The sequence below is a fragment of the Spirosoma fluviale genome (genome assembly GCF_900230225.1).
Lineage (GTDB): Bacteria > Bacteroidota > Bacteroidia > Cytophagales > Spirosomataceae > Spirosoma > Spirosoma fluviale.
In genome coordinates this window covers 584,360-610,835 of record NZ_OCNH01000003.1, presented here as the reverse complement: position 1 = coordinate 610,835, position 26,476 = coordinate 584,360, and the positions used below count along the sequence as shown (strand labels likewise).

Below are 26,476 nucleotides of genomic sequence, written 5' to 3'. Positions count from 1 at the left end.
AAATACGACAGATGAGGGCGTATTTGCAAGCGATACCACCCCGGACGTTCTGCCCGGCAGCAGGATTTTACTGATAGTCAATCATTTGGCAGCTACCGCCGATTGGTTCGGGGAGAAATTAGATGCCCCCAGCCGATCGTTACCCTGTCGTTCGATCATCCATTGCGGATACGGCTTGGGTTTGGCACTGACTTCGTCGAGTTGTTGAAGCTGCTCCGTCGTTAAGCGTATATCAACGGCTTTGATGTTGTCCAGCAGTTGATCCGTGTTTTTGGCACCGATAATTACACTGGTAACTCCGGTTTTTGCCAGTACCCACGCCAGCGCAATCCGGGCAACCGATACCCCCGATCCGTCTTCGCGATGGGCTTCGGCAATGGACTGCATCACCTCAATAATCTCGTAGGCATGTTCCTGATTAACGGGCGGGAAGTCAAAGTTGAGTCGCCGTGACCCATCTTCCGGTTTATTGGTTCGAGTGTATTTACCGGACAGAAAACCACCCGCCAGCGGGCTCCACGGTAAAATCGCCATGTGCTGATCCTGCACCATGGGCACGATCTCGTTTTCGAGGTCACGACCGGCAATGGAGTAGTAGTTCTGGGTAGAAATAAACTTCGTCCAGCCGTACTTGTCTGCAATACCATTGGCTTTCATGACCTGCCAGGCCGCCAGATTCGAGCAGCCAATGTAGCGCACCTTACCGCTCCTGACCACATCTTCCAGCCCGCGCATGGTTTCTTCCAGGGGCGTGATGGGGTCAAATCCGTGAATCTGGTACAGGTCGACATGATCCAGTTGCAGGCGTTTGAGGCTGTCGTCCAGCTGCTGCATAATCTGCAAACGGCCCAGGCCCACCTGATTTTTTCCTTCACCCATGCGGCCCCTTACTTTTGTAGCAATTACGAGTTCATGGCGCGACAGACCGAGGGATTTGATCGACTGCCCGAGCAGCCGTTCCGACTCGCCGAAGGAGTACACGTTGGCGGTGTCGATAAAATTTATGCCGTTATCGACGGCGGTTTTTATAATGTCGTTGACGGCATCCTGTTGAAGTTCGCCCATGGCTTTCCAGTAGCCGTTGCCGCCAAATGTCATGGTGCCGAGGCAGATTTCGGAGACGAGTACGCCGGTACTGCCAAGTTGGTTGTATTTCATGTGGTTTATTTGTTTGCTTACATCAACCGGTAACATCCCGGAATGTTAATGCCCGGCATAACCTATGACCCAACGAGACGGGAATACCCTTCTACTGAAATTAGAAGGCCTCGCCCAGTGAGAAGTAGATGCCGGTACCTTCACGCGTAATGCCCAGATCGGCACGAAGGTACACGTCTTTCTTCTGGAAAAACAGGAAACGCACCCCGCCCCCAACCGCCCACCGAACCCGGTTGAGCTGTACCTCACTGACAGTTGGGGCAACGGTACCTACACCACCAAATAACGTGCCGCCCCAGCGTCGGCTGAAGACAAAAGGTAGCCAGCGCAGTTCAGCCTGCGCTGCCAGCAGGTTTTTGTCGCGGTAACGGCCGAGGTAATAGCCCCGCATGGTATTTTCGCCCCCCAACAGGGCCAGACTATTGAACGGTACATCACCGTTTATGAACATACCCGTTGCCTGTAGGGCCAGCACCCGGTTTCGGGTACCCAGCGGCCGGTACAGCCGTCCGTCGAACAGAATACGCTGAAACCCGAAATTTTCGGTCCGCAGGACGTTGCGCAGGACAGCCGCTTCAAAAAAAGCGCCCTTCCGCACATTCAGGATGTTTTTCCGATTGTCATAAACCAACGTAACCCCCAGTTCCAGCGTCGTAGACCCGCGCCCTCCCAACGGCAGTTCAGCAGCAGCTAGATCGGTATGTTCAAATGAAACACCCTGCAAGCTCTGGAAGTCGACTTCCGGTCCGGCATAAAGGTTTCCAACCACTTTTCGCAGTGCCCGCTGCCGAAACTGTACGTAACTGGAATTGACTAACGATGGGTTAGCCCGTTTGGAATTGGGACCGATGCCGTAGTATAATAGCGGAAATTGCTGATACCGGGCCCGTCCCAGCAGGTAATAGGTATTCTTATCGGTGTATACCGCATTTTCGAGCTGGGCACCAAACTGGCCACGCAGGGTCACAAAACCGTACAATACGATTTCGCTCAATCGGTTCACCAGCGTGTCGTCTTTGGCGTAATACAGGGAGAAGGCCCGTACACCGATTTCCAGGCTGGTTTCGGGCGCGTAGCCCGCCGTCGGAAAAACAAGCACCCGCGAGGAAGCTGTCGACGAGGTGTCGTTCAGGGTTTGATAGATGAACCGGCCAAGTCCACGCTGGGCAAATTTTGGTATATGCTGCTGAGCCAGGACCGGACACACGGCCAGCAAAATGCCTATCAGACAACCTGCAACTTGTTTCCCTGCCACGTTTCCAGCGCCTAGCGTTTATCAGAAAACCAATACGGGCAAAATGTGTTCTAAAGAGCCCCGTTTTACTACATCGGCGGCATTTTTGGGGGTACAACCGGTCTAATGACCCCAGCCTTACTCCGCCAGATTGAACTTCACCTGGATACCGCCCGAGGTAGTAGCCCGCCGGAAGGAGTTCGATACGAGTGGGTCGTTGAACGTACGGTCGAAATAGAAGTTGAAGTTCAACCGCCGGTTAACGATGTAACTGACCTGCGGACGAAGCTGGAAGTTCACGTTACCGGCCGTAATAATCTGCTCGGCATCCAGTTTTCGCTGAATGGCCCGCGTATCGCGCAGGGTCAGGTTGCAGGAGAACGTCAGATCGTTTTTCAACCGCTTAACGGCCCCATTGATCAGGAACGGGATGCGCACATTCTGCCGGGTGAAGCCTATCGAAGCCGTCAGGTCTTTGTTGCTCAGTTCAGCCACCTGCGAGTTCGACAGATTCAGCGCTACATCGCGGCTCTGGTTATATTCCAGACGCCCGCTGATGCGGCTCTTTGTCTGAAACTGCACGCCAATCAGCGGCTGGAATTTCTCCGACATGGTGATGGTACTCATCGCAAACACCGGCACGTACTGCCCCAACTGATTGATGGCCGCTGCCATTGGGTAACCCTGCACGGCCAGGTTGACGTAAGCCGCCGTATAGTCCAGATTCGAGATGAAGTTCCCGACGCTATAGGTCGACGAATAGCTATGGTTGATGGTAAACGCACTGAACTGTTTCCGGATAATACCCAGCCCCGACAAACCATTGTAGGCAATTGTCCAGTTTGGTAAAGGGAAATTGTAGAACGGCGACAGCTGGGCTTTATCAACCGGCTGTCCGCTATAAGCGGCAAAGAACGCGGGGATCAGCACATCCTGCGATGTTTTAGTGTATTCTCCCTTCACCACGCCTTCGGCATTGGCTTTTGTCAACTTCTCAATAAAAATGGCCCGATATTCCTCAAAACGGTCGAAAATGGGCGAGGTATTATCCCCACGCAACCCTTCGAACGCCGTTCGGAACGACCAGAACGACATGCTGAACTGTCCGTTACGAACCGGCGAATAGGTTTCGAACGGCCCACCCTGCGCCCCCGGGCGGAAGTATTCCTGATAGGCATCCGTTCGGTCCAGCCGCCAGTTAATCTGCATCCTAAAATCTTTAAAAGGCTCCAGCGTCGTGTTGGCCGTAAACTTCCGGGTGATGTTTTGCTGGAAAGCCGTATTGAGTACCGTGCTGGGCGAAAGCCAGCCTTTGTCGGCTGCTTTGTACGCAATGTTCGGGTCCTGACTACCGAGCACAAACCCAAGCCCCGGTGCATTCTCAGGGCTGACGCCAAACAGTTTTGGCGTTGGCAAAAAGCCTGGCAGAATGGTAGACTCCTGCTGCGTGTACGAGAAGTTGATCCCCCGAACCGTCAGCAAAGCCCGTGTAAAGTTTTTCAGCACCGTGTTTTCACTCCGAACAACATCCTCGATGTCGCCGGGGTTACGGGCAAAATTCTTACGAATGGGCGACGGAGTATTGGCGAAACGCAGGTACCGGATTTTGTTGTACAAACGAATCAAATCGACCCGTCCGGTAATGCCCCGCTCCCGGTTGTTGCGGATAACGTTGCCAAAGGGTACACCCAGCGAATCGACCACGCCATAGGAGTTGGCCTGAAACTGGTACCCAACGCCATACACGGCATCGGCGGCAATCCAGTCGAGTAGCGGTATTTTGTCCAGCGGCAGTCGATACGTGGCGCGGATGTCCTGCACGAAGTTCTTCATCCGTCCGAGGTTCTTCAGGCTGGACAGGATGGAATCCCGCTTGGCCTGGGTATTGATATCGCCCGCCGGTTCGTCAATAATGGCGTTGGCCTGGGCATGATAGGTCAGTACCAGGCTGCGCGTGAGGTTCCAGGTAAGGTCGTAATACCGGTTGAACAGGAAATACTTTTCGTACTGCGGTATAATGCCATTGGTTGTTAAATCCGAGGAGCGAAGCTGCGTTTTAACGAAACTCCGGTCCAGATCGGTGCGAATTGACACCAGCGTAGGCAGTAACGTCAGGTTAAAATCCTTGAGCCAGCGCAGGTACGGCGCTTCGAAAGACGCTTTGTTACGGAAAGGCTCAAACGCTTTCGGTTGACCGCTGTAGGTATAGGCAATGCCCCCGCGCGTCTGTTGCTGGAGGTATTCCTGCGTCAGGATATTGGTCCGCTTGGCATCCGTAAAGGCATAGGTAAACGCAAAGTTTTCGAAATCCCAGAAGTGCGATTTGGACTCCGGGTTGGTCTTTACCTTCCTGACGTTCGAGAAATTGTACCCCCGGCGGGTGGTGTTATCCTGCACCAGTTGGCGGTAGCTATCCCGGTCCGACTCTGCTTTTGTCGACAGCGACGTTTCCAGCGGTGTATCGGGGTCCAGCGGGTCAAAATGCGGGTCCACGTTGCGGTGGTCGTAGTTTACGTAGAGCGGAATACGAAGTCCCCAGCTGGCAGGCAGGAACTTGTCGACGGCCAGCGCCGACGAGAAGCCAAATTCAGCGGTTGTTTCGAGAGCTCGCTCGCCAATGCGCGTTTGTACCCCACCGAACCCAAAGGTCGTGATTCGGCCGGAGGCTGTCAGCGTACCAATGTCGGCCAGTTTCATGTTCAGCGACCCAATGGCGGCCATACCCGCGTGCTGGTCGTAGCCATAGGCCCGCAGTTCATCGACCCAGACCGTGAATGATTTGGGTCGTTCGCCGTCTCCTTCCTTCTTGGGGTTGCGAACGCCAATCATAATCGACTGCACCGAACTTAAATCGGGACTACCAACTACCGTTAGTATGTAGCGGTTATTTGCCGATCGCTCCGAGTACGGGAGCGACGTTCGGCGGGTGTACAAGCGGTTTCGGTTGGCTTTCAGATTAATGAGTTCATCCAGCGCCAGATCCAGTTCATTAGCGGTCGGCCAGACTACCTCGGCAGGCTGATTACCGGAAGGGGTAGCTACCAGATCGGGTATTTCAATTTCGTAGTAGTTGTCCGTGTAGTCCGTTCCCACCCGAATGAAGGTAGACACCTGCCCGCTTTCGTTGTCCGGGTTGTGCATGTGTACGAACATTTTGAGCCGCTCCCGGAACAGCAAGTTCAAATTAGTGTTCCGGAATGCTCCGCGCGAATCGCCATCGCGTAGGTTGGTTACGCTCAGGCGCATCGACTGCTCGTTGAGTTCAACGACGTTCGGTTGGGTATAATCCCGGTCGCGAACATAGCCCGGCGGTACGGAGTAAATGTATTTATCGCCCCCTTGTGCGCTTGTCTGGGTGCTGCTGTTTTCTTCCACGTTCACCGTCGACACCGTAAAGTTGGCGTCGTAGGGCTCGGGCACTTCCTGCAAACCGCGCTGGGTCAGATCGCCGGTATACTTACGGTACTGGTTGGCCTCCATCTGCAACTGGGCAAACCGCAGCACGACCGGTTCGGCAAAATCCGTCAGGTACATCCGCATGAAACGCATCGACTTAAAGCCGTTGATGCTGCCCACTTTGCGGAGCGGCTCGCGAATCGGAATCCGGAACTGATACCAGGTAACAACGCCCCCCGGCGCCCCTTTTGTCGGTACCGATACCTTATCCACAATGTATCGTTGACCTACTTCCAGCCGACCGGGCCGCAAATCTATCTCGTACTCGTAATAGGCTTCATTGTCGTTGACGGTATTGTCGATGTTCAGGTCTTCGATATCGGGCAATGTAGACGATGCGGGGGTCAGGAACTGGTTGGTGCTGGTATTTTCGGGCGAGTTATTCTCCATGCCCATGAACCACTTGTACCGTGCCACAATGTATTTCTGCCGATCGGCCTCTTCGCCCAGATAGAATTTAAAATCATCGCCGGAGGGGTCTTGCTGAATATCAGCCAGTACCGCCGGGTCGGTTACGCGTGTTTGAATAGTCCGTAGATAGTTCTGAAAAAACTGCTGTTCGGACGTCACGCCATCCGGAATAGTGGGCTGGCTGCTTAATCCGTCCAGACCAATATCCTGCCGTTCGCGGACACCACTCTGAAACGCGTTCGTCACAAACTGCTGCGTCGGTGCTTTTCCCCAACTGGTTGTCTGAACGCCCCCGATTCGTGGGTTATTTGCGGTATCGGCACTGGCCGGGAAACCATTCTCGAACTCGTACCGACCGTCTTTGATGACATCTTCCGAAATGTCGCCGAGGTTAAAGACCAGCTTACCGCCTGTGGTGTTGTTTATGTTTTTGGTATCGTCGTTGCTGCCCCGTACTTTACCGGCCTCACCGGGCACGAAGGGGTCCATCAGCCAGAAGGTTACGTTCTCGATGTTGGCGTTGTCAAAATCAATGTCCGAGGCAATAGCCCGCGTTACCGCCCCGAAGTTCTGTCTTGGATTCGGCAGCCGACCGGCGGCATCCAGGTTGGTATTGTAGTTATACATCCCCCGCTCGGCCGGGAAGTACGAAACGTCGAGAATACTTTCAGGCAACTGAACCACCCGCGCCGAACGGCCCGGAAACAAATCCTGCGGCAGGAAAGGGCGCTCGTAAACGTGGCCATTTACATCCTCCAGGTCAATGTTCGAGGCTACGCCCAGCGTACCCGTCGAGCCAAAAATACTGGGATCAACCGTATATACCGACATACGGGCGCGGTTATACGCATACGGCAGCGGATCGGCAAAGGAGCCCTGCGGAAACTGCTGGGGAGTAGCCCCCAATCGCCAGCGCGTTGGCTGGCGGGTCAGATCGAAGATGGTGCGTGCCGCTTCAAAATCGTCCAGATAACTTTCATTCCGCGCCTTTGGGTTCGTACCGGGAAACAACTGCGCTACTTCGGCATTGAGCTGAATGGCCGACGGTTCCTTGGTCTGCACGCCCGGCAGGGCATCGAGCAGGCGCGTCAGGCCGGGGGCGTCTTTACGGATGTTGGCGTTAACGCCCAGAATGGTGTTATTGACGGGCTCGTTGCCAAGGGCCACGCGGGTCAGAAAACCGGCGGGCGTCTCTTTCATGTGCATGGCCGTCAGCCCAATACTAATGTCTCTGTTGATGGCGTAATCCAGCCGGGTACCAAGCAGGGTGCGAATCTGGTTCTGGAACAGATCGGGTTGTTCGTAGCTAATCCTAATTTCTCGACCGGAATTGGTCACGCTCTCGTTGATAATCCGCAACCGGCCAATCTGCGCTTCGAGCACGTAATCCTGACCAGCTACCAGCGGCACACCGCCCGCCGTTACCGTTACCGACTGCTCATTGACGCCATACGGCAACTGTACATCGGCACCATTGCCCGACTGAAAAGAGCCTTTCAGGAAAAACTTATTCTTCTCCGCAATTTGCTGAGCGTCGGTCTGGGTAGTTCGGTACAGCTGATCGAATACATACTTGGACCGTAAAATTGCGTCGTTGCCCAGTTTAGTAGCCAGATAAGCGCCAAATGGCTCCAGCGTTGGAAAAATGATCTTCCCGTACCGACTGTCAATGGTGATGTTCTCGACGTAGTCGAAGTTCCCATCGGGCTGGGCGTCCAGCTGCTGATTAAGCCGGTCCATGCCGAACACCTGCACCAGCGGTATGTTTTGAATCGGTCCTTCCTGGAGGTTGGGGTTGTCGATACCCGTGAGGTCATCTTTGTAAATAACCCGCAACTGGAATCCCTGACGCGTAATTTGTGCCGTGTTGAGGGAATAGATGTTCTTCATCATCAGGTTCCACATCGGCAACTGGAGATTATTCCGGAGCGTGGCCGACTTCAGCAGTTTCAGTACCAGCACCTCATCGTCCCGTCGGGCCTGATAATCTTCGGTCAGTTCACCTACCTTATAACGTCGACCCTGGTAGGTATACTCGTAGGCAACGGCCAGAATCTCGTCGTTGCGCAGGGGCGTTACCAGTGAGATATACCCCAGTTCGGGCTGGAGTTTGTACTCCCGGTCGGTCAGGCGTTTGGCGCCCCGAAGCAGGTCGTAGTCGGTTCCTTTGTTAAGTGCGTAGGTGCCCGTCAGAATCTCATTGGTCCGGTCTACCTGTCGAAATGGGTTGGCCGTATTGGCCGTCAGTCGGTTATACAGACTGTTGGTTGCGTTGTCGGTCGGGGTTCGGTTGTTGCGCGAGAAGGGCGGCAGATTCGGGTTATTCTGCGCGTAGGGGTTGCCTTCGCCCAAATCCTGAAAACCAGCGATATTCCGCAGGGATTCGGTAGTATTTGTTCGGTTCGTCACGTACACTTCAACACGCGTCACGTTCACCCCGGAGGTTACCTGAGGTAATGTTTTTAACGACGATTCGTAGTTGGCCCGGAAAAACTGCGACAGAAAAAAGTGTCGATTTTCGTCGTACTGATCAGCCCGGATCTCGAACGGACGGCTCGACGTTCCTCCCCGCAGCACGATCTCGTTCTTCCGCGACCGCTGCTGGGAAGCTACCAGCGTGGCGTTCAGTTTCCCAAACCGCAGTTGGGTTTTTATACCGAACAGGTTTTGTACGCCCGGAATCAACTGACTATTGACCGCCCAGCTGATGTTACCGACTTCCAGCCCTTGCAGGATACTTTCGTTCTGGGGTGTAAAATTGGGTATCGACCCGTTCATTCCCGGTGCATCGGGCATCCCTGGCATCCCCGGCAAGTTTGGTGTACCGGGCAGGTTCGGAACACTGGGCAGGTTAGGCATTCCCGGCAACCCCTGTCCGGTGCCCAAAGCGGGTAGTCCACCACCCGGCCGGTAATTAAGTTTGAGGGCGTTCTCAAAGTTGAAACTGGCTTTGGTATCGAAATTGGCCAGTACGCCCAGTTTTTCGCCGATCTTACCGTTGAAATTTATGCTGATCTGCTCATTGAACAGGAAGTTGCCATTACGGCGCTGCCGAACGGGAAGGACCGGATTGTCGATGAATTGGTACAGATAGCCAAAATCGAGGGTTACGAACCCATTGGGCTTGAAGTCGACCTGACTACCGCCAAAAAGCCGGTCGATAACGGGCGGCAGTTCGAGCTTAGGCACTAGTCCCCGGCCGCTCAGCGCACTCTGCCCATCACGTTTGGCACTGTATTCACGCCAGATATTTTGCTCGACCCGCTGGTTCTGAAGCTGATTGTAGGTTGAAAAGGGAATCGTTTCGCCGGGTCGGTACGGCAGGCCAAATTGGGAAGGCGGCAGAATAGCCCCCTGCACGGCGGTACCCACAACCGGCGCGGAGCTGGTAGCCGTGTTGCTCATGGGCGCTCCGGACAGCGATACCCCCGACCGTACCCGCTCCGTAACGGCAATGTCGCCATCGGGGCCTAACCGGAAATCGGTCGAAACGCCTTTGGGATCGCGAAGAATAAATGGTGATTTAGATGACCGCTCCGAGAACCGGGAGGCACGTCGATCGGGCCAGTTAACGGTTGGCCGCCGGTTGGCGCTTCGTAACGAACGGATACTATCATTACGTTCCTGAATGGCCTGTTTAGCCGAATCGGCGCGTATAATTGCCCGGCGACGAGCATTGGCACGGGCCGAATCGGCTGCGGCCTGTTGCCGTCGGTTAGCCGCTCCGCGTCGGGCGGGTGTCGTGGCGGGCTGTTCCTGTCCTAAACTCACACCCAGCCCCACAAGCAACCAGCATCCCATCATAAGCCACCCGTTCGGAACAAACAGGAGCCTGGTGACAGCGGGAATTAAGTGGCTAACGACAGACGTGTGAACAAAGTAAGGGTTCACCATTGAGGGTACTTTATAGTTCAGAATTTGTAGCGTATGGGACGTTCTTCTATCAAACGGCCAAAATTGGCCCAATCGTCTAATTGAATGACAGATTTTTTATATAGCGGTTTTCTTTCGGTATAGCATATCTATATAACAAAAGTAGGCATTAAGCGAATGGCATACGAATAAGTGTCACAACGATTTAAAATATTTTTCGTTCGTGAAGCACTCCGCACCTGTCACTTAACGCCCTACAATTACCAGGCCAGAATTTAAAAACACTTAATGAGACTCCTTAACCACCACGCCGGTCAAGGGCAAGACATGTACTGGCGATGAGCGCCTTACAGCCTGAATCAGCGAATAAATGGCAACCATGCCAAAGCCCACCATCAGCATGATATGGAGAAAAAACATCCGAAAATCCTGTAGGTAAACAGCCAGCCCAAGACCAAAGAAGAAGTACAAAGCCAGAAACCCTTCCGCAATAGTCAGCCAGCTAATCCGGCGACTGATGTATTTGTTAGCGGCCCAGCTATCGGCGGCCGTTTTTACATTAAACTTGGGTGTCCGGACAAAAGGCGTCTTACGGCCCATGTACCCTTCAATCACCGCAATGGTATTGTGCAGCGACAAGCCCATCATCAGGGACGAATACATAGGAAAGTACCAGGCCAGCCGGGCTTTGTTCGCGCCTTTCAAAAACCACACGGGTATGCCGTAAAAGGTGATCAGGATCAGCAGGTTGAACTGAAACAGGTTGATGACCACAAACACCCATTCCCACTCCGGGTGCTGGCTGCGAATGTAAATGAGGGGCACGCTCATAACCCCCAGAATCAGCACCAGAATAAAGGTGGCACTACTGAAAAGATGAAAAAACGCGTGCAGCTTCATCGACAGGGAGACGCCCGGCGTTTTCAGAACGTTCACAAACAGCTTGCGGGCGCATTCGGCGGCCCCTTTCATCCAGCGGTACTGCTGCGACTTGAGGGCATTCATGGCCACGGGTAACTCGGCGGGCGAACCCACATCTTCCCGGTATACAAACTTCCAGCCCCGCAGCTGCGCCCGGTAGCTCAGGTCCAGGTCTTCCGTCAGGGTATCGCTTTGCCAGCCACCGGCATCGGCAATGGCCACTTTGCGCCAGACGCCACCAGTACCGTTGAAGTTAGCCAGTAGTCCGGCGGCATAACGTCCGCTTTGCTCGACCGTAAAATGGGCATTCAGCCCGAACGCCTGCAACTGCGTGATCAGCGAGAAGTCTTCGTTCAGGTGTTCCCAGCGGGTTTGAACAATAGCCACTTTCGGATCGGAAAAGTGCGGCACCGTTTTCAGCAGGAACTCGGGGTCCGGTACAAAATCGGCGTCGAAAATAGCGACAAACTCTCCTTTGGCCAGGGTGAGCCCATACGCGAGGGCTCCGGCTTTAAACCCTTTCCGCTCCGGCCGACGGATGTGTTCGATATCGAATCCCTGCTGTTTGTATTCGGCCACTTTTCGGGCCACAATGGAGACAGTTTCATCCGTCGAGTCGTCCAGCAGCTGAATATCGAGCTTTTCTTTTGGGTATTTGAGCAGCACAACGGCGTCAATCAACCGCTCAACGACGTACAATTCATTGTAAATGGGTAATTGAACGGTTAGCCGGGGCAGCGTTTCCGGCGAATAATTGACCGGCGATTGAGCCATTGCCCGGCGCTTCTTTTCTGAACGCAAATAAATGATTATCAGACTTAATTGACCACAGTTATATACGAACAACAGGAGTAATGCCATTGCGTATAGTATCAGGACCAGAATTTCCATATTGACGAAGACGAGACGATAGTACCATGTGCTAATAATCTAATATTCTAGTAGACTAAGCTAAGGAGTAACTGGATAAGAGCCTAAATGGTTAGTAAATGGAGGTCCTAATTAGGCTGTGTCGCGGGATTTGTTCACTAAATTTCCGGTCTGGCAGTTGGCCATCAAACTCAGATTCCCGTAAAATAGCCTATACTTGAACATGGAAATTTCGTTTATCGGTGCCGGTAATCTTGCCTGGCACCTTGCCCCGGCGCTCGAAAATGCTGGCCATCACATCAATGAGGTTTACAGCCGACAACTACAGCACGCCCGTCAGCTGGTCAGTAATTTATACGACGCGCATACGCATTCGGAGTTGAACTTCGCCGACAGTCCATCGAAATTATTCATACTGGCCATCCCCGACGATGCCCTCGAACCGGTCTGTTCGCAACTGGTTTTACCGGAAGATGCCATTCTGGTTCATACAGCGGGAGCCCGTACGCTGGCCTCGCTGGAGCAGTGGATGGCTGTTTACAGTGATGTGCCGGTCCTGACGGGCGTTTTCTATCCGCTCCAGACGTTCAGCAAAGGGCAGTCGTTCATGGTGTTCGACGAAATTCCACTCTGTATCGAATCGGGCGACAGCGTAACGGAAGAGATACTGGTTCAACTAGGTCAGGACATCAGCGATATTGTGTACATCATCACCTCCGAAGAACGCCGGACGCTGCACGTAGCCGCTGTTTTTGCCTGTAACTTCACCAACCACCTGCTGACGCTCGCCCACGACCTCACCGTTCAGGACGGGCTGGATTTCGATCTGCTCAGGCCCATCATCGGCGAAACTTTTCGAAAAGGGCTGGCCGCTCCTGACCCTGCCGATGTGCAGACAGGCCCCGCCCGCCGTGGTGACCTGACTACTATAGACACTCATTTGACTTACCTCAGCAATCAGCCGAAGCTCTTCGAAATTTACCAGCTACTCACGCAAAGTATTCAGCATCAGTATCGTCAGTAATCAACCATAACTTTCGGCTGATCTTCGATCTGGTTCTCTATAAGGTGCCTGTCGAAAACCAGCACTAAAAGGTTACAAATGTCCCTTACAAGCGTATTAGAAGCGATTTACCCGTATTTTAAGTACCTTCGTTCGTCTTAATCGCATGTACCGTGAAGACCTATCAGTATTTAAGAAGTGGTATTCTGGAAGCGTATCTGTTGGGGTCAACTACGGAGAAAGAAAAGGAAGAAGTCGAGAAGCTTCTCTCCACAGATGCGGATGTACTGGCCGAATTAAATGAACTGGAAGCCAGTATGGAAGAGTATTTCCTGCGAAATGCCGTGCCTCCCCCACCCGATATCCGGGAAAAGATTGAGCTGCGCATCAGCCAGACAGAGGTACAAAAATGGGAAGAACCGGCCCATACCTATACGGAACCGCAATCGACCGAATCCGAAAAGAGGGAGCCGTCTTATGTGCATGTTGAGGTAGACAACACGCATATACGAGTGCATAAGTACTGGCGTACCGCCTTTATCGCCATCTTTATTCTCTCGAAAGTATTTTTGATTCTTGGTCTTTACTATTATTTCAAAGCCGCCAGTCAGGCTGATGAAATTGACCGACTGAAAGCCCAGACGCAGCAAACCAGCCCACTTCCACGCCCGACAACGCCCTAACCACCCAATCGGATGGATTGGCTTTCACCCTATTTTTTGCCATTTTGCCGCCAATACACTTCCGATGAAACACCTCATTCTTAGTATCTCCAGCTTTTTGCTGACGCTGCCCGCTTTTTCGCAATGGCAACCACAAGCCGTAACGACCGATGCCAGTTTCCGGGCGGTTAGCGTTGCCAGCCCGGACATCGCCTGGCTTGGCGGCACCAAAGGTACCTTCGTCCGCACCGCCGACGGCGGAAAAACCTGGCAAACCGGCACCGTGCCCGATGCCCAAGCCTGCGACTTTCGGGATGTGCAGGCCATTGATGCTCAAACGGCCTACCTCATGAGTGCCGGACCCGCCGAACAGGGCCAGGCCCGTATCTATAAAACGACCGATGCCGGGCAGCACTGGACACTGCTCTACCAAACCCAGCAAAAAGGGGTATTTTTCGATGGCATCGACTTCTGGGACGAGCAGCACGGCCTCGTTTTCAGCGACCCCATCGACGGTAAGTGGTTCATGCTCACCACCGACGACGGAGGCAAAACCTGGCAACCGGTTTCACCAGCAAGCCTACCCCTGATGGAACCGAACGAAGCCGCCTTTGCCGCCAGTGGTACCAGTCTGGTGGTGCAGGGCAAGCGAAATGTCTGGATTGCGTCGGGTGGTGGTACGTTCGGGCGGGTGTTCCGATCTGCCGACCGGGGACGTACCTGGGCGGTCAGTAATACCCCGCTCCCGGCGGCTGAAGCGACGGGGCTATTCGGTATGCGTTTTTTCACGAACAAAATCGGGGTTGTTGTTGGGGGAAATTACAAGCAGGAACAATTGCCCGGACCAAATGCGGCCATCACGCGCGATGGCGGGCAAACCTGGCAGTTGCTCACCCCCACCGACCCGCCCGGCCTTAAAGAAGCCGTTGCCCTGCTTCCGGGCGACCGGTTACTCACCGTAGGCCCTTCCGGCACGAGCCTCTCCGCCGATCAGGGCCAGACTTGGCAACGACTCGACACCGACGGCTTTCATTCCGTAGCCTGCGCCAAAGGCACCTGTTACGCCGTGGGCGCCAAAGGAAAAGTGGCGGTGCAGCGGTTTAAGTAAGCCAGGCGTCGTCTCAGGTTCGGCATAGTCTGTGATATGTCAGTGCGTTATCCGGTCTCTGACCGGTGAGCGAGGCCTGTCGGACAAACCGGTCAGAGACCGGATAACACCCGGACATAGTCATAGACTATGCCCAACGCGGTACACGCTGCCACACCCGTTAATTCCGATCCACAAACTTGAAGTTCGCTTCGTTATAGCGGTTGCCGGTGTTCGGGTAGGTTGCCAGCAGGGTTTCGATAGCGGCAACGTCGTGGGTCGTTAGCGCAACGTCCACCGCTCCGGCATTATCGAGCAGGTATTTTCTGCGTTTGGTACCCGGAATGGGAGTAATGTTTTCGCCCTGCGCCAACACCCAGGCCAACGCCAACTGAGCGGGTGTACAACCTTTGTTCTCCGCGATTTCAGCAAAGCCCTGCGCCAGATTTCTATTGTTCTCTTCGTACTCTTTCTGATACCGGGGCAGCGTCTTCCGAAAATCCGTTGCCGCTAGTTCATTCACATCCAGCGCGTTGGTTATCAGCCCGCGCGCCAGCGGACTAAACGGCACAAAGGAGACGCCCAGTTCTTTACAAAGCGGCAGAATTTCCGTTTCAACCTCCCGCGTGAGCAGCGAATATTCACTCTGGAGCGCGCTGATCGGATGGACGGTGTTGGCCCGGCGAATGGAATTGGCCGATGCTTCGGATAACCCGAGGTAGCGCACTTTGCCTTCCTTCACCAGATCGACCATGGCCCCAACCATGTCCTCAACGGGAACATTGGGATCAATTCGATGGGCGTAATACAGGTCGATCACGTCGGTTCGCAGTCGTTTCAGGCTGGCTTCCACGGCTGTTTTCACATAAGCCGGTGACCCATCGAACTCCGTCAGTTTCCCGTTGGCATCGGCACGAAAGCCGAACTTGGTGGCAATGAAGATTTTGTTACGATTCGGGACCAGCACTTTCGACACCAGCTCTTCATTTTTCCCATTGGCGTAGGCATCGGCGGTATCCCAGAAATTAATACCTATGTCGAGGGCTTTTTCGAGGGTAGCTATAGATTCTTCATCATTCGGTTCACCATAAGCATGATTCATGCCCATGCAGCCCAGCCCGATGGCCGATAGCTCAACAGCTGTATTACCAAGTTTTCTGTATTTCATGATCTGCGGGTTTTACAGGCAAGTTCAGCAAATAGCCGCAACGGGTAACACTCACCAGATACCTTTTTGGCAACTATTTCAGAAAACTTTCTCCTCTGGTACCTAAAATAGCGGCCGACTTTTTTTCGTTATTCTGCCGTGTTGAACGATTAACCCCTACCCGGTTATGCCTGTGAGAGCGGCTTTAGCTTTATCCTCTGTTTTCCTGACAACGGCCTTTGCCGTACCCTTGTTTGCCCAAACACCCACAACGACCCTGCCGTTTGCTTCCGGTGCCTTCATTTGCAGCTATACCGGCGGCAAGGTAAGTCCAGACGTTATCTGCTCGCCTACGACCTCCTCAAACCGCCACGCCGAAAACGTCGTTGACCGAATCCTGAAACCCATCGGCCTGATGCGGAACTTCAAAGTCATTGAATGCTCCAACACCGACAACTGCTTTGCCACCGTGCTGAAAGGCCAGCGGTTTATTGTCTACGATGGCGCGTTCATGGCGCAGATCGAAGAGGAAACCGAAACGGACTGGTCGGCGATCAGCATCATGGCGCACGAGATCGGGCACCATTTGCAGGGTCACACCATCGACGGTCGGGGTGGGCAACCCATAAAGGAAATTGAAGCCGACAAGTTTTCGGGATTTGTGCTACACCAGTTAGGCGCATCGCTGGAAGACGCCACCGTGGCCGTTCGGGCACTCGGCGATGAGCACGCTACCTCGACGCACCCTGCCAAACCGGCCCGTGTAGAGGCCATTCGGAAAGGATGGCTGGAGGCAGAAGCCATGTACCCCAAAAGCCGAACGGTCATAAAAACGCCAACGGCCATGGCCCCCAAACCTATCAATACGTCATCGGGTAGCGTGGCCGCAGCCCGCCCGGTTGTGACACCTACCAAAGCACCGAGCCAGCCGTCCGGCAATCGGACAACTGTTGGTTGTGTGTCGGGCGATTGCGAAGATGGTACGGGCGTATTCGTTTACCCAACCCGTGAGCGCTACGCGGGCGAGTTTGAAGAGGGCGACAAACACGGCGAAGGAATAGAATATTACGCCGACGGCAAAGTAAAGTACAAGGGCAATTTCCGCGATAACCTCCGCTCCGACTATGGCGTTTATTACTACCGCAACGGTGATAAATATGCGGGCTGGTTCAAGAATAACATGCCCAACGGCAAAGGCATCTACTATTTCGCCGATGGCGACAAGGTTGAAGCGACCTTCAAAAACGGCCAGCCCGTTCAGTGAAAACCGAACGGGCTGGCTGGTTTTAAAGGTGTGGAGTCAGGTTCTCAAACCTGACTTTTGGTAGGTTTCTCAAAACCTACCGGATCATTAGTCAGTAGGTTTTGAGAAACCTACCAAATTCGGGTTTGAGAACCCGACTTCACGACATGAACTCGATTTCACGGCGTGAACCCGAATTCATGCATGCACTATGAAAAGAGGTAGGCAACTAAGGTTCGGGTTGACCGTTTTTAAAGAAAGACGGCAAGATCGTTAGTTCAGGAAAATCTCGTCGTTATCGGTTACGAACATACGGGTACTTTCCGTGTAGGTGCCGCCCGTCGGGGATTTGTACTTCAGATCGACGTAGAACGCCCGGAAGCCCGATGCCGGATACATGTCGGTTAGTGTCACAGCTCCTTTGTTTTTGACACCCAGGTTTTTGCCCTCCCATTTCTCGTCCTGAAAAACCATATCCGTTGAATTCGCCGACCAGATAACGGCGTCTTCGAGCAGATCGGCGGTGGCTTTTACGGTCAGGTTCACCCCTGTTTTGGTGGTTGTCACGGTCCACTGGCAGGCCGGGTACGGTTGGCGATTCAGGGTCGTTCCGAAGAACGCGTTCAGGGCTTCCAGCGCCTGCCGTTTATCGCCCAGATCATGCCCTACATTAGGTACGTAATGAATATGATTCTCGCCCGGAATCTGGCCAATGTAGTGTTTCACGGCATCGACCGTCCAGTATTCATCGTTGGTGCCCATAATGAGTATTTTCGGCATGGTTAGCTTCTTGCGGTACGAATAAGGGTCGATCATCTGGTTGATAGCCGCCCCTTCCTTGCTGTGTACCGTTTGCGGAATACCAATTTTCACGTAGTCTTCGATCTGTTCGCTATACTTATTCCAGACCTTCATCTGGTAATCCAGATTGACGGGCATGTTCAGCACATCGATAACCATGGGCGCAATGGCCGCAACGCGTTTGTCGCTGGCTCCCGTTAGCCAGGTGGTCCAGCCACGCTTGGAGGCCCCCGAAACCACGAAGCGGTTAACGTCTTTGTGCAGCGTCTGTTTGGCCAGTTCCTGCACGGCGTCCATGGCCCGAACGGCGCTTTTCGTCATCGGGAAAAGCAGCGGCCAGGAGTAATCCCCGTCTTTTTTAAACTGGTGCAGGGTGTACGAGATCAGAGCGTCTTCCGTCAGATTATCGTACAGCGGCTGGTTGGGCGTTTGCCGAAGTACGGCCACGATGGCCTTGTTTTTCGTAGCCAGTGTACTCATGGCCCGGTTGAATCCATCCTCGCGGCCGTTCCATCTGGGTTCGCCTTCTTTGAGAGACCCGCCCGTAATAAACAGCAAAGCTCCGTCCTGGGTAACTTCTTTCGGCACCATGACGGTTAGCTGGTGTTTCCAGAGGTGTTCACGCCATTTCTGGGAAGTAAGCATCACCTCATAGGCCGTAATGTCGCCATAAGTATAGGTGTCTTTCACTTCCCACTTGGACGACTGATCGCCATTTTTCAGGTAGCTCTCCAGCGCAGTGGCCGGGGTGATGACGTCGGCGGGTTCGGGCAGTTCGAACGAAAAAAGGGCGCTGACACCAAGGAGACCGGCGAGGGCAAGGGTTTTGAATCGATTTAGTTTCATGGAGTAAAAGGTTCTCCCACCCCTTTACAGGAGCGGGAGACAGGGTTTAGGAAGTTAGTCAGTAATGCGAGTTGGTCATTCTGAACGGACAGGGCATTTACGCTATTTATAGCCGTCTGCCTTGGGCGAGTCAGCAATTAGTTTCAGGGCTTCGTCCATATAAATCTCCGCCGTGTTTTCGCCAAGGCTCGTTCGGCTGATGTACTCATAGCGTTTAAAACTGTTGAAGTCTACTTTGGTGAGCATATACCCAAAGGCGTCGTTGGTCAGGCCGAATAACAAAGGTACACTGGCGTGCATGTGTCGTTTCAGGTAATACCCGATGTTGGGCAAGGCTTCGCCGGGAATGGTGAGTATCTGCGCGCTGCCAAGATTGAGAAGGTTTACCTGAGCCACTACCTTATCCCCGGCGGCTACGGGGTACTTCAACAGTGAGTTTTTGACGATGTACTTCATCACCTCCGACTCGATGGGAAAGGTTACGTTACGGGTGGTACAGAATAAAGTTGGGTTCGCTTGTGGCTCAGCGGGGGTTACAATACGCAGGGCTTCGTCGGCCAGCAGTTCGCCGATGCGGGTACACTCCTCCCAGGTGTTGGCTTCTTTGCCGTTTTCTCTTCGGTTGTCGGCGGTGACCATGCCGCCCTGAGCGCCGTTCATGAACAGGGCCACGCCCCCCGCTTTCGACTCGATTCGCTGACAAAGCGGGCCGCACAAATCCGGGCTAAGGATACCCCGGTCCGAGCCGATCACCTCTGGGTGAATGGCGTAGTTCACCAGCGTTACAATGGGCTTACCGGCATTTGTGCCGGAGGTGGCAATGGCCTGTATAACCCCGCAGCGAGGGTCGTACAAAGCAGGGGCGTAATAGTTGTAGGCGATCTGTCCTTTGGCATCGCCAACGGCAATTTTCAGGGTGGCCGGACTGGCCGTTGCCAGCGCTTCGTTGACGGCATCGGCAATGGCGTGTACGCACTTGTCCAGATACGGAAGGTCGGCAAAAGACTCTCCTTTCTCGTTAGGGAAGCCATAGGCATCCGGTCCACTGTGGGTATGCGTAGCACCGATCAGGACATTTTCGGGCGGGATTCCCTTAATGAGCGCCCTCGATTTATTCCCCAGGACCGACGGCCAGCCCAGGTTATCGACGCTAACGATGGCAACGCGTGTGCCACCCCGTTCAAAAACACAGGCCCGGACGAACAACTCCCCTTTTGCCTCGACCGCTTTTTTGGGCGTACCAATTCCGCCGGAAACGGGCAGCAGAGGACTCGGGGTAATCAGCCGAACGGCCGCCCCTGCCTTAAAGACCTGAGCGGAAACGGAAACGACCGTTAATCCGAAAATAATGAGCGCAACGGCGATTTTTTTCATGTAGGGCAAAGCACTATTGTAGGGGACCGCATCCTGCTGTCCAGCCGTCAGGCTAAAATTGCAATTAATGGAAAATTTTTAGCCTGACGGCTGGACAGCAGGATGCGGTCCCCTACAAAACAAAACTCTACCAGGGTTTACCGGTTCCCTGAACCAGCCACGGTTTCGACCAGGCGCTGTTTTTGCCGTCGGACTGGGAGTTGGCGGTTACCTCCAGTTTATCGACGGCGGCTCCGGCATTGGCTTTGTTGAGGTTCAGCTCATCGCGCATGTAGTAAAACCGCAGCGGCAGTGCTTTCCGCTTAGCCGCAACACCCGCCGACAAGGCCGGTAAACCGGTACGCCGGTAGTCGAACCATGCCTCCGTACCATTTGTCCAGCTCGCAATCCATTTCTGACCGATAATCTGCGCCAGTGTACCTTCGTAAGCGACACCTTTCTGGGTAATGAATGTAGCGTAACTGCTACCAACACCCCAGGTGGTGAGCGATGCTCTCACCCCGGCTTCGTACTGCGTTTTGGCATCCCCGGCGACCCAGCCTTTCAGGGCAGCTTCGGCTAGAATGAACCGCACTTCAGCCGCCGACATCAGCCGGGCTTTCAATAGCGGGCCTTTGGCCTGGGTATAAATCTCGTTCAGGTACGAAACGTGCGGGTTGACCGAGGTCTGGCCCGGCGTTGGATTGAAGTTATAACCCGATGGCAGCTGCGATACACTGGGGGGAAGCCCTACGTAATTCGGGTCGGTATCGACGGGCGTTGATCCAACTTTATCCGGCGACAGATACCGCACCCCGTTCATAATCTTGTCCGTACCGGCGGGCATTGTGGCATCGACCGAGAGCGGAATCTCTACCTTCTTCGCCCAGATAGCGAGCCGTGGGTCGTTCGTTGCCTGCATGGGTTTGAGAAGGGTCGTACACATTTTTATCCGGCGGTAGTTGCTGCCGCTGATGTCAAATACCGTGTTCGATGGCCAGGCATCGCCCGAGTTATTACCCACAAACGCCATAGTAGCATCGGCCGAAGCATCGTCGATAATCGGGAATTGAGCCGGATTAGCAACGATTTTCTCAATACCGGCTTTGGCTATATCGGGCTGTTTGGCCGAAATGCGCATCAGGTAGCGGAGCTTGAGCGAATTGGCCAGCTTTTGCCACTTCGTCGGATCGCCCCCGTAATACACATCGGCACTTTCCACAATACTGGAGTAGGCCGTTTTGGGTTTCGACAATAAAGTGCTGGCTTTGTCCAGATCGGCCAGAATGCCCGCGTAAATCGTGGCCTGATCGTCAAATTTTGGCGTTATGTAATCTGCCCCACCCGCTTCGCCTTTCAGCGCATTGGTGTACGGCGCATCACCCCACAGGTCGGTGATGAGGCCAAAGATCATGGATTTCATGACCAGCGCCACCCCCTGCTGAAATTCCATATTGAGCGTAACCGACCGCTGGTAGAGCAGGTCATTGTTGCGGAGCAGGTCGTAGTAAGGGGTCCAGCTTTGGTCGCCCCCCCAGTCGTAATCGTTGTGCCCGTTAAACCAGGCATCTTTCTGCGTGTGCTGAACCACCCCGGCAATGTCCTGAAAGCCAAGGTTTACGAACGCCTTCCCGGTCTCGGTGAGCACGGTGGGCAGAATCAGGTTCGGGTTGACCGTTTCGGGCTGTACGCCGTTCGGGTTTATATTCAACTGGCTCAGGTCTTTGCAGGAAAACAGGAAAGACACAAACAGAACCAGGCAGACAGTGTTCTTTTTCAGGATATTTTTCATGGCTAACTAGTTTTGACGTGCTTAGAACGTGAGGCCAAGTTTGAAACCAACCGGAATAACCCAGGGGGTTACGTTATAGCGTTCAATCCCCTGTTTGAACTGGGTACCCGCCTGCGGACTGGACTGGGGCTGGAAAGCCATTTCGGGATCGACATTGATCTTGGCAGCGGTCCAGAGAATGATGTTGCGGCTGTAGACTGAGAAACTGGCGTTCTGCAAGCCAATGGATTTAACGAATTTGGCGGGCAGGTCGTAGCCCAGCGAGATCTCCCGAAGTTTAACAAACGAGGCATCGAAAGTAGCCGCCCGGGTAAAGCTCCAGGGGTAGTTATCCCCATAAGGAATAATTTTGGTATCGGCACCACCCAGATTTTCGGTATAGCCAATTATGTTGCCTTTATCGTCATACTGAGCCAGTACGCCCGGATTGAACACGCCATAGGCATAGGTTTTACCGCCAAATTCAAAGGGATACCCGCCGTATGCACTGGTTGGGCCGCCCACAATCGGGAAGTTGTTTCCCTGAATCTTGATGTACTGATCGGCATTCTCGACCAGCCAGTTACGAAGCGCATCGCCGGTACGGCCGCCGGGATTGATCAGGTTGTCCAGAAACCGCTGCGAACGCAGATCCGATTCCATATAGCGGTACGTCTGCGATACGAAATCGCCACCCGACCGCCAGTCGAGGGATAGGTTGAGCGTGAAGCCTTTATACGAGAGCGAACTCTGTGCGCCCAGGATGAAGTTGGGGTTGAAGTTGCCGATTTTGTTCTTGGATGTTGACGCACTCCTGCTCTGCCAGGAACCGTCGTTGTCCAGAATAGGATAGCCGAAATAAGGAGAGTTTTTGTCGGTTACGGTAATGATCTCCGCATCGTAAATGTCGCCCACTTTATCGCCCACGTACGTCCAGGCACCGCCTTTGGCATCGGTCCACAAGGTATAGTACGGTATGCTCTCCGCCAGTTCTTTGATGCGGGTCGTGTTTTTGGTGTAGTTTGTGGTCAGGTCCCAGCGCAGGCCTCCTTTTTCAACCAGCGTACCGCCCAGCGAGAGTTCAACACCCCGGCTTTCGAGCAGACCGGCGTTGATGCTCTTGGTAGTAAAGCCCGACGACGGAGCAATTTGCGAAGGCAGAATCTGGTTCCGGTTTTCGGAGGTGTAGTACGTTCCCGAGAACCGGAGCCGGTTCCGGAACATGTTGTAGTCGATACCCACTTCGTAGGATGTAGCGATCTCCGGCTTCAGATTGGGCAGCAGAATACCCCCCGATTTGGACAGGCGGGTCACGCCATTCCAGGCACCGGCATCGCCCAGAGTAGCAAACAGGCTGTACGGATTGGCATCGTTACCCACCTGCGCAATACCGCCCCGAAGCTTGAACAGATCGACGCTGTTGGGCATATGGATCATTTCGTTGAGCAGCACACTCAGCGAAGCCGATGGATAGAAGTACGAACGATTATCGACCGGTAGGGTACTTGACCAATCGTTGCGGGCGGTCAGGTCCAGGTAGATCATGTCCTTAAAGCCCAGATTGGCCATTCCGTAAACGCTGTAAATGGCCTTTTTGTACAGGTAATTGTTATACTGAAGGTTGTTTGGCGCGATGTTCTGGATGGTGTACAGACCCGGAATAACCAATCCCGCACCGTTCCGACTGCTCGTGCTCAGATCCGATGACTGCGAATACCGGTTGTTTCCGCCTGCCGATACCACAACGCTCAGCGCATTGAACCGCTTGGTGTAGGTGGCCAGGAAGTCGGCATTTCGCTCGTAGCGTTTGAGGTTGATCAGCCCGTAGGCCCCGTTGGGTTCGCCGGTATAGCTCTTGGCAATTTTGGTTTCCCGCTGCTCCGAGTAGGTATCGAGCGCGTAGCGGCCCATCAGTTTAATCTCGGGCGTAAGCTGCCATTCGGCTTTGAGGTTGCCAAACACCCGGTCGCGAACGAAGCTGTTGTTGACCTCATAAGCCAGAAAGTACGGGTTGTTGTAGTTGCCGATACTTTGCGACTTCTGTTGCAGTCCTTCTTTACCGGGCACCCAGTAATCCCGCAACTCGTTGATGTCGATGTGTGAGCCGACGCCATATGCCCATTGCAGCGGGTTGGTGCCCCGTTCGCCGGCGGGCCGGTTGTTGGAATTACTCCGGCTGAAGTCCAGGTTGGTGCTCAGCGTCAGTTTATCATTGACCCGCACCGATGTGTTGATCGCCAGCGTGTTCTTGAACAGATCGGAGTTCGGCACAATACCCCGGCTATTCATGTTGGAATAAGACAACCGGTAAGTGACCTTCTCCGAATTGTTGGCGATGGATACGCCGTTGGTGCTCGTAATACCAGTTCTAACAAAGTCACGAATGTTGTTCGGGTGCGACACCAGGGGCGTCGGAATTTTCTTGCCGTCGGGGCCTGTGGGGCTGTTCCATTGAATGGCGTTATATCCTTTGTCCAGTTCGGGACCAACCCCACCTGCCGAACTCTCGTCGATTTGGAGAATACCCCCCGGATACGGATTATTTTCCGGCGTAAACGGCAAAATACCGGTGGCAAACTGTGAGCCCATTTTCAGGTATCGGTAAGGCTGGTCGAAAACGGTGTTCGACGAAACCGACACCGTCATCTTCTGCGATTTTGATCCGCTTTTGGTCGTGATCAGCACCACGCCGTTAGCCGCCCGTGAGCCATACAGGGCAGCCGCGCTGGGGCCTTTCAGGATGGATATGTTCTCCACATCGTCGGGGTTAATGTCGGAAATGGCGTTTCCGTAATCGACGCGGTTATCGTTACCAATCTGACTAACATTGTTGAGCGAGTTGGCGACCGGTACCCCATCGACCACAAACAGCGGCTGGTTGTCAGTATTGAGGGATTTGGCCCCGCGAATGATCATGCTCACCGACGAACCCGACGGCCCGGTTGAGCTGATCTGAACGCCCGGCACACGGCCCGCCAGCGAGTTCAGTACGTTTTCCTGCGCTACCCGGCTCAGGTCTTTGCCCTGCACCTCCCCAACGGCATACCCCAATGAGCGAGCTTCGCGCTTGATACCCAGAGCCGTAACCACGACTTCGCCCAGCACCTCGTTGTTCTCAACCAGCGCCACATCAATAACCGACCGGTTACCGACCGTAATCTCCTGCGTTTTGTAGCCGATAAATGAATAGACGAGCACCGCATTGTCGGTGCTTACGGTAATGGCGTAATTACCCCGCTGGTCGGTGACGGTGCCAAGCTGGGTACCTTTTACCAGGATATTGACACCCGCCACCGACTGGTTGTTAGTGCCCAGAGTAACGCTCCCGGTAATCGTTCTGGGCGGCTTGCCCGTAGCCGACCCAACGGCCAACGTGTGCAGAGCGCAAACTCCCATCAGCAGAGCGATGGTTAGGGTTTGCCTCAAAATCAACTGAAAAGTAGAAAATGGTTTCATGCGTGTTCAGTTATAAATAGTCAGTAAATACAAAGGGTTAAAAACGGGTTTTGGATAAGTACGGGTTGAAGGGGTATTTCTTAGTCAGCCTGCGGATCAGGTTCAGGCTGCTGCTTGTGTTGTTTCAGTAGTTCGATAAAGAAAGCTTCCAGTACCTCCGAATACACCCGGACGTCGTCTTCATCATGCAGCCCAGCCAGGAATTCGTCCAGTTCTGTTCTCGTTAGTTGGCTACGGAGCAGTTGTTGGATCAGATAGTTACTGTCAGCCGTTGACATTGTATCGTAACCGTTAGCGGGTTTGCCTATAATACGGACAACGTCATATAAAGGACTATCCCTAGGCCACTTATTTTTTCAACGAGCAGACCGGCCCTTCGCATGTCCCGGCAGGCACCCGCGAATTCCAGCCAAAAACAGGCTAACCGACATCTATATAGGTAACACAAGGTGCAGGGTGATCGCTAACACGACCAAGCCATTAGTTCACAACTTGGCGTACAGATGATTAATAAAGGGCGAAATCGAGCTTTTCGCGCAGGAGCTGCTTGGCTTTTACGAGTTGATTTTTGACGGTATTTTTGGAAATGCGCAGCATCTCCGCAATCTCCTGATAGGATTTACCCCCCTCGACATTCATGAGCAGAATCATTTTTCGTTTTTCGGAAAGGGAGTTGATCGCTACTTCGAGCAACTGAATGCGGGCTTCCTGATCGTCGGGTTCTTCCGGAACGCTCTCCATCTGTTCCATGTAACGCTGCCGGAGGAGCTGGCTTTTTTCGACCTGCTTCAGGTAATCGAACGCCATGTTTCGAAGGCAGGTAAACAAGTAGGAGTTAAAATTCAGGGTTGGGTTGATTTGGGTGCGTCGCTCCCAGATTTTGATAAAAAGATCATGAATCATGTTCTCAGCCTCTTCCTGGTCTTTCACCAGATAAAAACAGAATTTGAGGGCTGGAGTGCGGTAGTGCCGATAAAGCTTTGCAAAGGCAGCCTGATCACCCTGAATGACGCTGCCGAGGATGGATTCAATAGGATAGTTGCTTGTCATATGGAAGGGTTGCGGTTAGGTAAACTAGGGATTACGAATTTTTCACTATAATTTCGACATATATCCAAATATAATTTGGATCATTTACCAAATAATTCTTATACAATTGAGCAAAAAATAGCAACCTCTCGTTC

The 26,476-nt window shown here is 53.5% G+C and carries 15 protein-coding genes; 4 read left to right on the top strand and 11 right to left on the bottom strand.

The features are described 5' to 3' along the window. Positions 1–81: 81 nt before the first annotated feature. The 4 genes from CRO74_RS18690 to CRO74_RS18675 form a co-directional block, all read right to left on the bottom strand. Positions 82–1,158 carry an aldo/keto reductase gene (locus CRO74_RS18690; protein ID WP_097128680.1) on the bottom strand — a complete coding sequence of 359 codons (1,077 nt, stop codon included), beginning with the start codon at positions 1,156–1,158 and terminating at the stop codon, positions 82–84. Positions 1,159–1,258: 100 nt separating this feature from the next. Then, entirely contained in the window at positions 1,259–2,413 is a 1,155-nt protein-coding gene (locus tag CRO74_RS18685) for a BamA/TamA family outer membrane protein (RefSeq protein WP_097127809.1), read from the bottom strand. Positions 2,414–2,530: 117 nt separating this feature from the next. After that, positions 2,531–10,153, bottom strand: a complete 7,623-nt coding sequence (gene sov / locus CRO74_RS18680) for a T9SS outer membrane translocon Sov/SprA (protein ID WP_097127808.1) — start codon at positions 10,151–10,153, stop codon at positions 2,531–2,533. Between the two features lie 264 nt (positions 10,154–10,417). Continuing rightward, a complete protein-coding gene (locus CRO74_RS18675) occupies positions 10,418–11,944 on the bottom strand; it encodes a cellulose synthase family protein (protein WP_097127806.1) in 1,527 nt (508 codons plus the stop codon). A 202-nt stretch (positions 11,945–12,146) separates the two neighbouring features. Here CRO74_RS18675 and CRO74_RS18670 point away from each other — a divergent pair, with 202 nt between their 5' ends. From CRO74_RS18670 to CRO74_RS18660, 3 genes are all read left to right on the top strand, one after another. Next, positions 12,147–12,947 carry a Rossmann-like and DUF2520 domain-containing protein gene (locus CRO74_RS18670; protein WP_097127805.1) on the top strand — a complete coding sequence of 267 codons (801 nt, stop codon included), beginning with the start codon at positions 12,147–12,149 and terminating at the stop codon, positions 12,945–12,947. A gap of 152 nt (positions 12,948–13,099) precedes the next feature. Continuing rightward, positions 13,100–13,609: a hypothetical protein gene (locus CRO74_RS18665; RefSeq protein ID WP_097127804.1), complete on the top strand. Its 510-nt coding sequence runs from the start codon at positions 13,100–13,102 to the stop codon at positions 13,607–13,609. 64 nt (positions 13,610–13,673) lie between these two features. Next, the gene (locus CRO74_RS18660) at positions 13,674–14,696 is read left to right on the top strand and encodes a WD40/YVTN/BNR-like repeat-containing protein (protein ID WP_097127802.1); all 1,023 of its coding nucleotides are present in this window, start codon (positions 13,674–13,676) and stop codon (positions 14,694–14,696) included. Between the two features lie 160 nt (positions 14,697–14,856). Here the strand turns inward: CRO74_RS18660 and CRO74_RS18655 are convergent, their stop codons facing one another. Further along, a complete protein-coding gene (locus CRO74_RS18655) occupies positions 14,857–15,843 on the bottom strand; it encodes an aldo/keto reductase (RefSeq protein ID WP_097127800.1) in 987 nt (328 codons plus the stop codon). 166 nt (positions 15,844–16,009) lie between these two features. Between CRO74_RS18655 and CRO74_RS18650 the strand changes: the two genes are divergently transcribed. Beyond that, positions 16,010–17,086, top strand: a complete 1,077-nt coding sequence (locus CRO74_RS18650) for a M48 family metalloprotease (protein ID WP_097127799.1) — start codon at positions 16,010–16,012, stop codon at positions 17,084–17,086. A gap of 252 nt (positions 17,087–17,338) precedes the next feature. Here the strand turns inward: CRO74_RS18650 and CRO74_RS18645 are convergent, their stop codons facing one another. From CRO74_RS18645 to CRO74_RS18620, 6 genes are all read right to left on the bottom strand, one after another. Continuing rightward, positions 17,339–18,712 carry a PhoPQ-activated pathogenicity-related family protein gene (locus tag CRO74_RS18645; RefSeq protein ID WP_097127797.1) on the bottom strand — a complete coding sequence of 458 codons (1,374 nt, stop codon included), beginning with the start codon at positions 18,710–18,712 and terminating at the stop codon, positions 17,339–17,341. Between the two features lie 102 nt (positions 18,713–18,814). Beyond that, complete coding sequence (locus tag CRO74_RS18640; protein ID WP_097127796.1) at positions 18,815–20,086, bottom strand: hypothetical protein; 1,272 nt, start codon at positions 20,084–20,086, stop codon at positions 18,815–18,817. Positions 20,087–20,213: 127 nt separating this feature from the next. Beyond that, on the bottom strand, positions 20,214–21,857 hold the full coding sequence (locus CRO74_RS18635; protein ID WP_097127794.1) for a SusD/RagB family nutrient-binding outer membrane lipoprotein: 1,644 nt from the start codon (positions 21,855–21,857) through the stop codon (positions 20,214–20,216). A gap of 21 nt (positions 21,858–21,878) precedes the next feature. After that, positions 21,879–25,292: a SusC/RagA family TonB-linked outer membrane protein gene (locus CRO74_RS18630; RefSeq protein ID WP_097127792.1), complete on the bottom strand. Its 3,414-nt coding sequence runs from the start codon at positions 25,290–25,292 to the stop codon at positions 21,879–21,881. Positions 25,293–25,372: 80 nt separating this feature from the next. Further along, positions 25,373–25,570, bottom strand: coding sequence for a hypothetical protein (locus CRO74_RS18625; protein ID WP_097127791.1), 198 nt, complete (start codon positions 25,568–25,570; stop codon positions 25,373–25,375). A 229-nt stretch (positions 25,571–25,799) separates the two neighbouring features. Further along, a complete protein-coding gene (locus CRO74_RS18620) occupies positions 25,800–26,342 on the bottom strand; it encodes an RNA polymerase sigma factor (protein ID WP_097127789.1) in 543 nt (180 codons plus the stop codon). Positions 26,343–26,476: the final 134 nt, after the last annotated feature.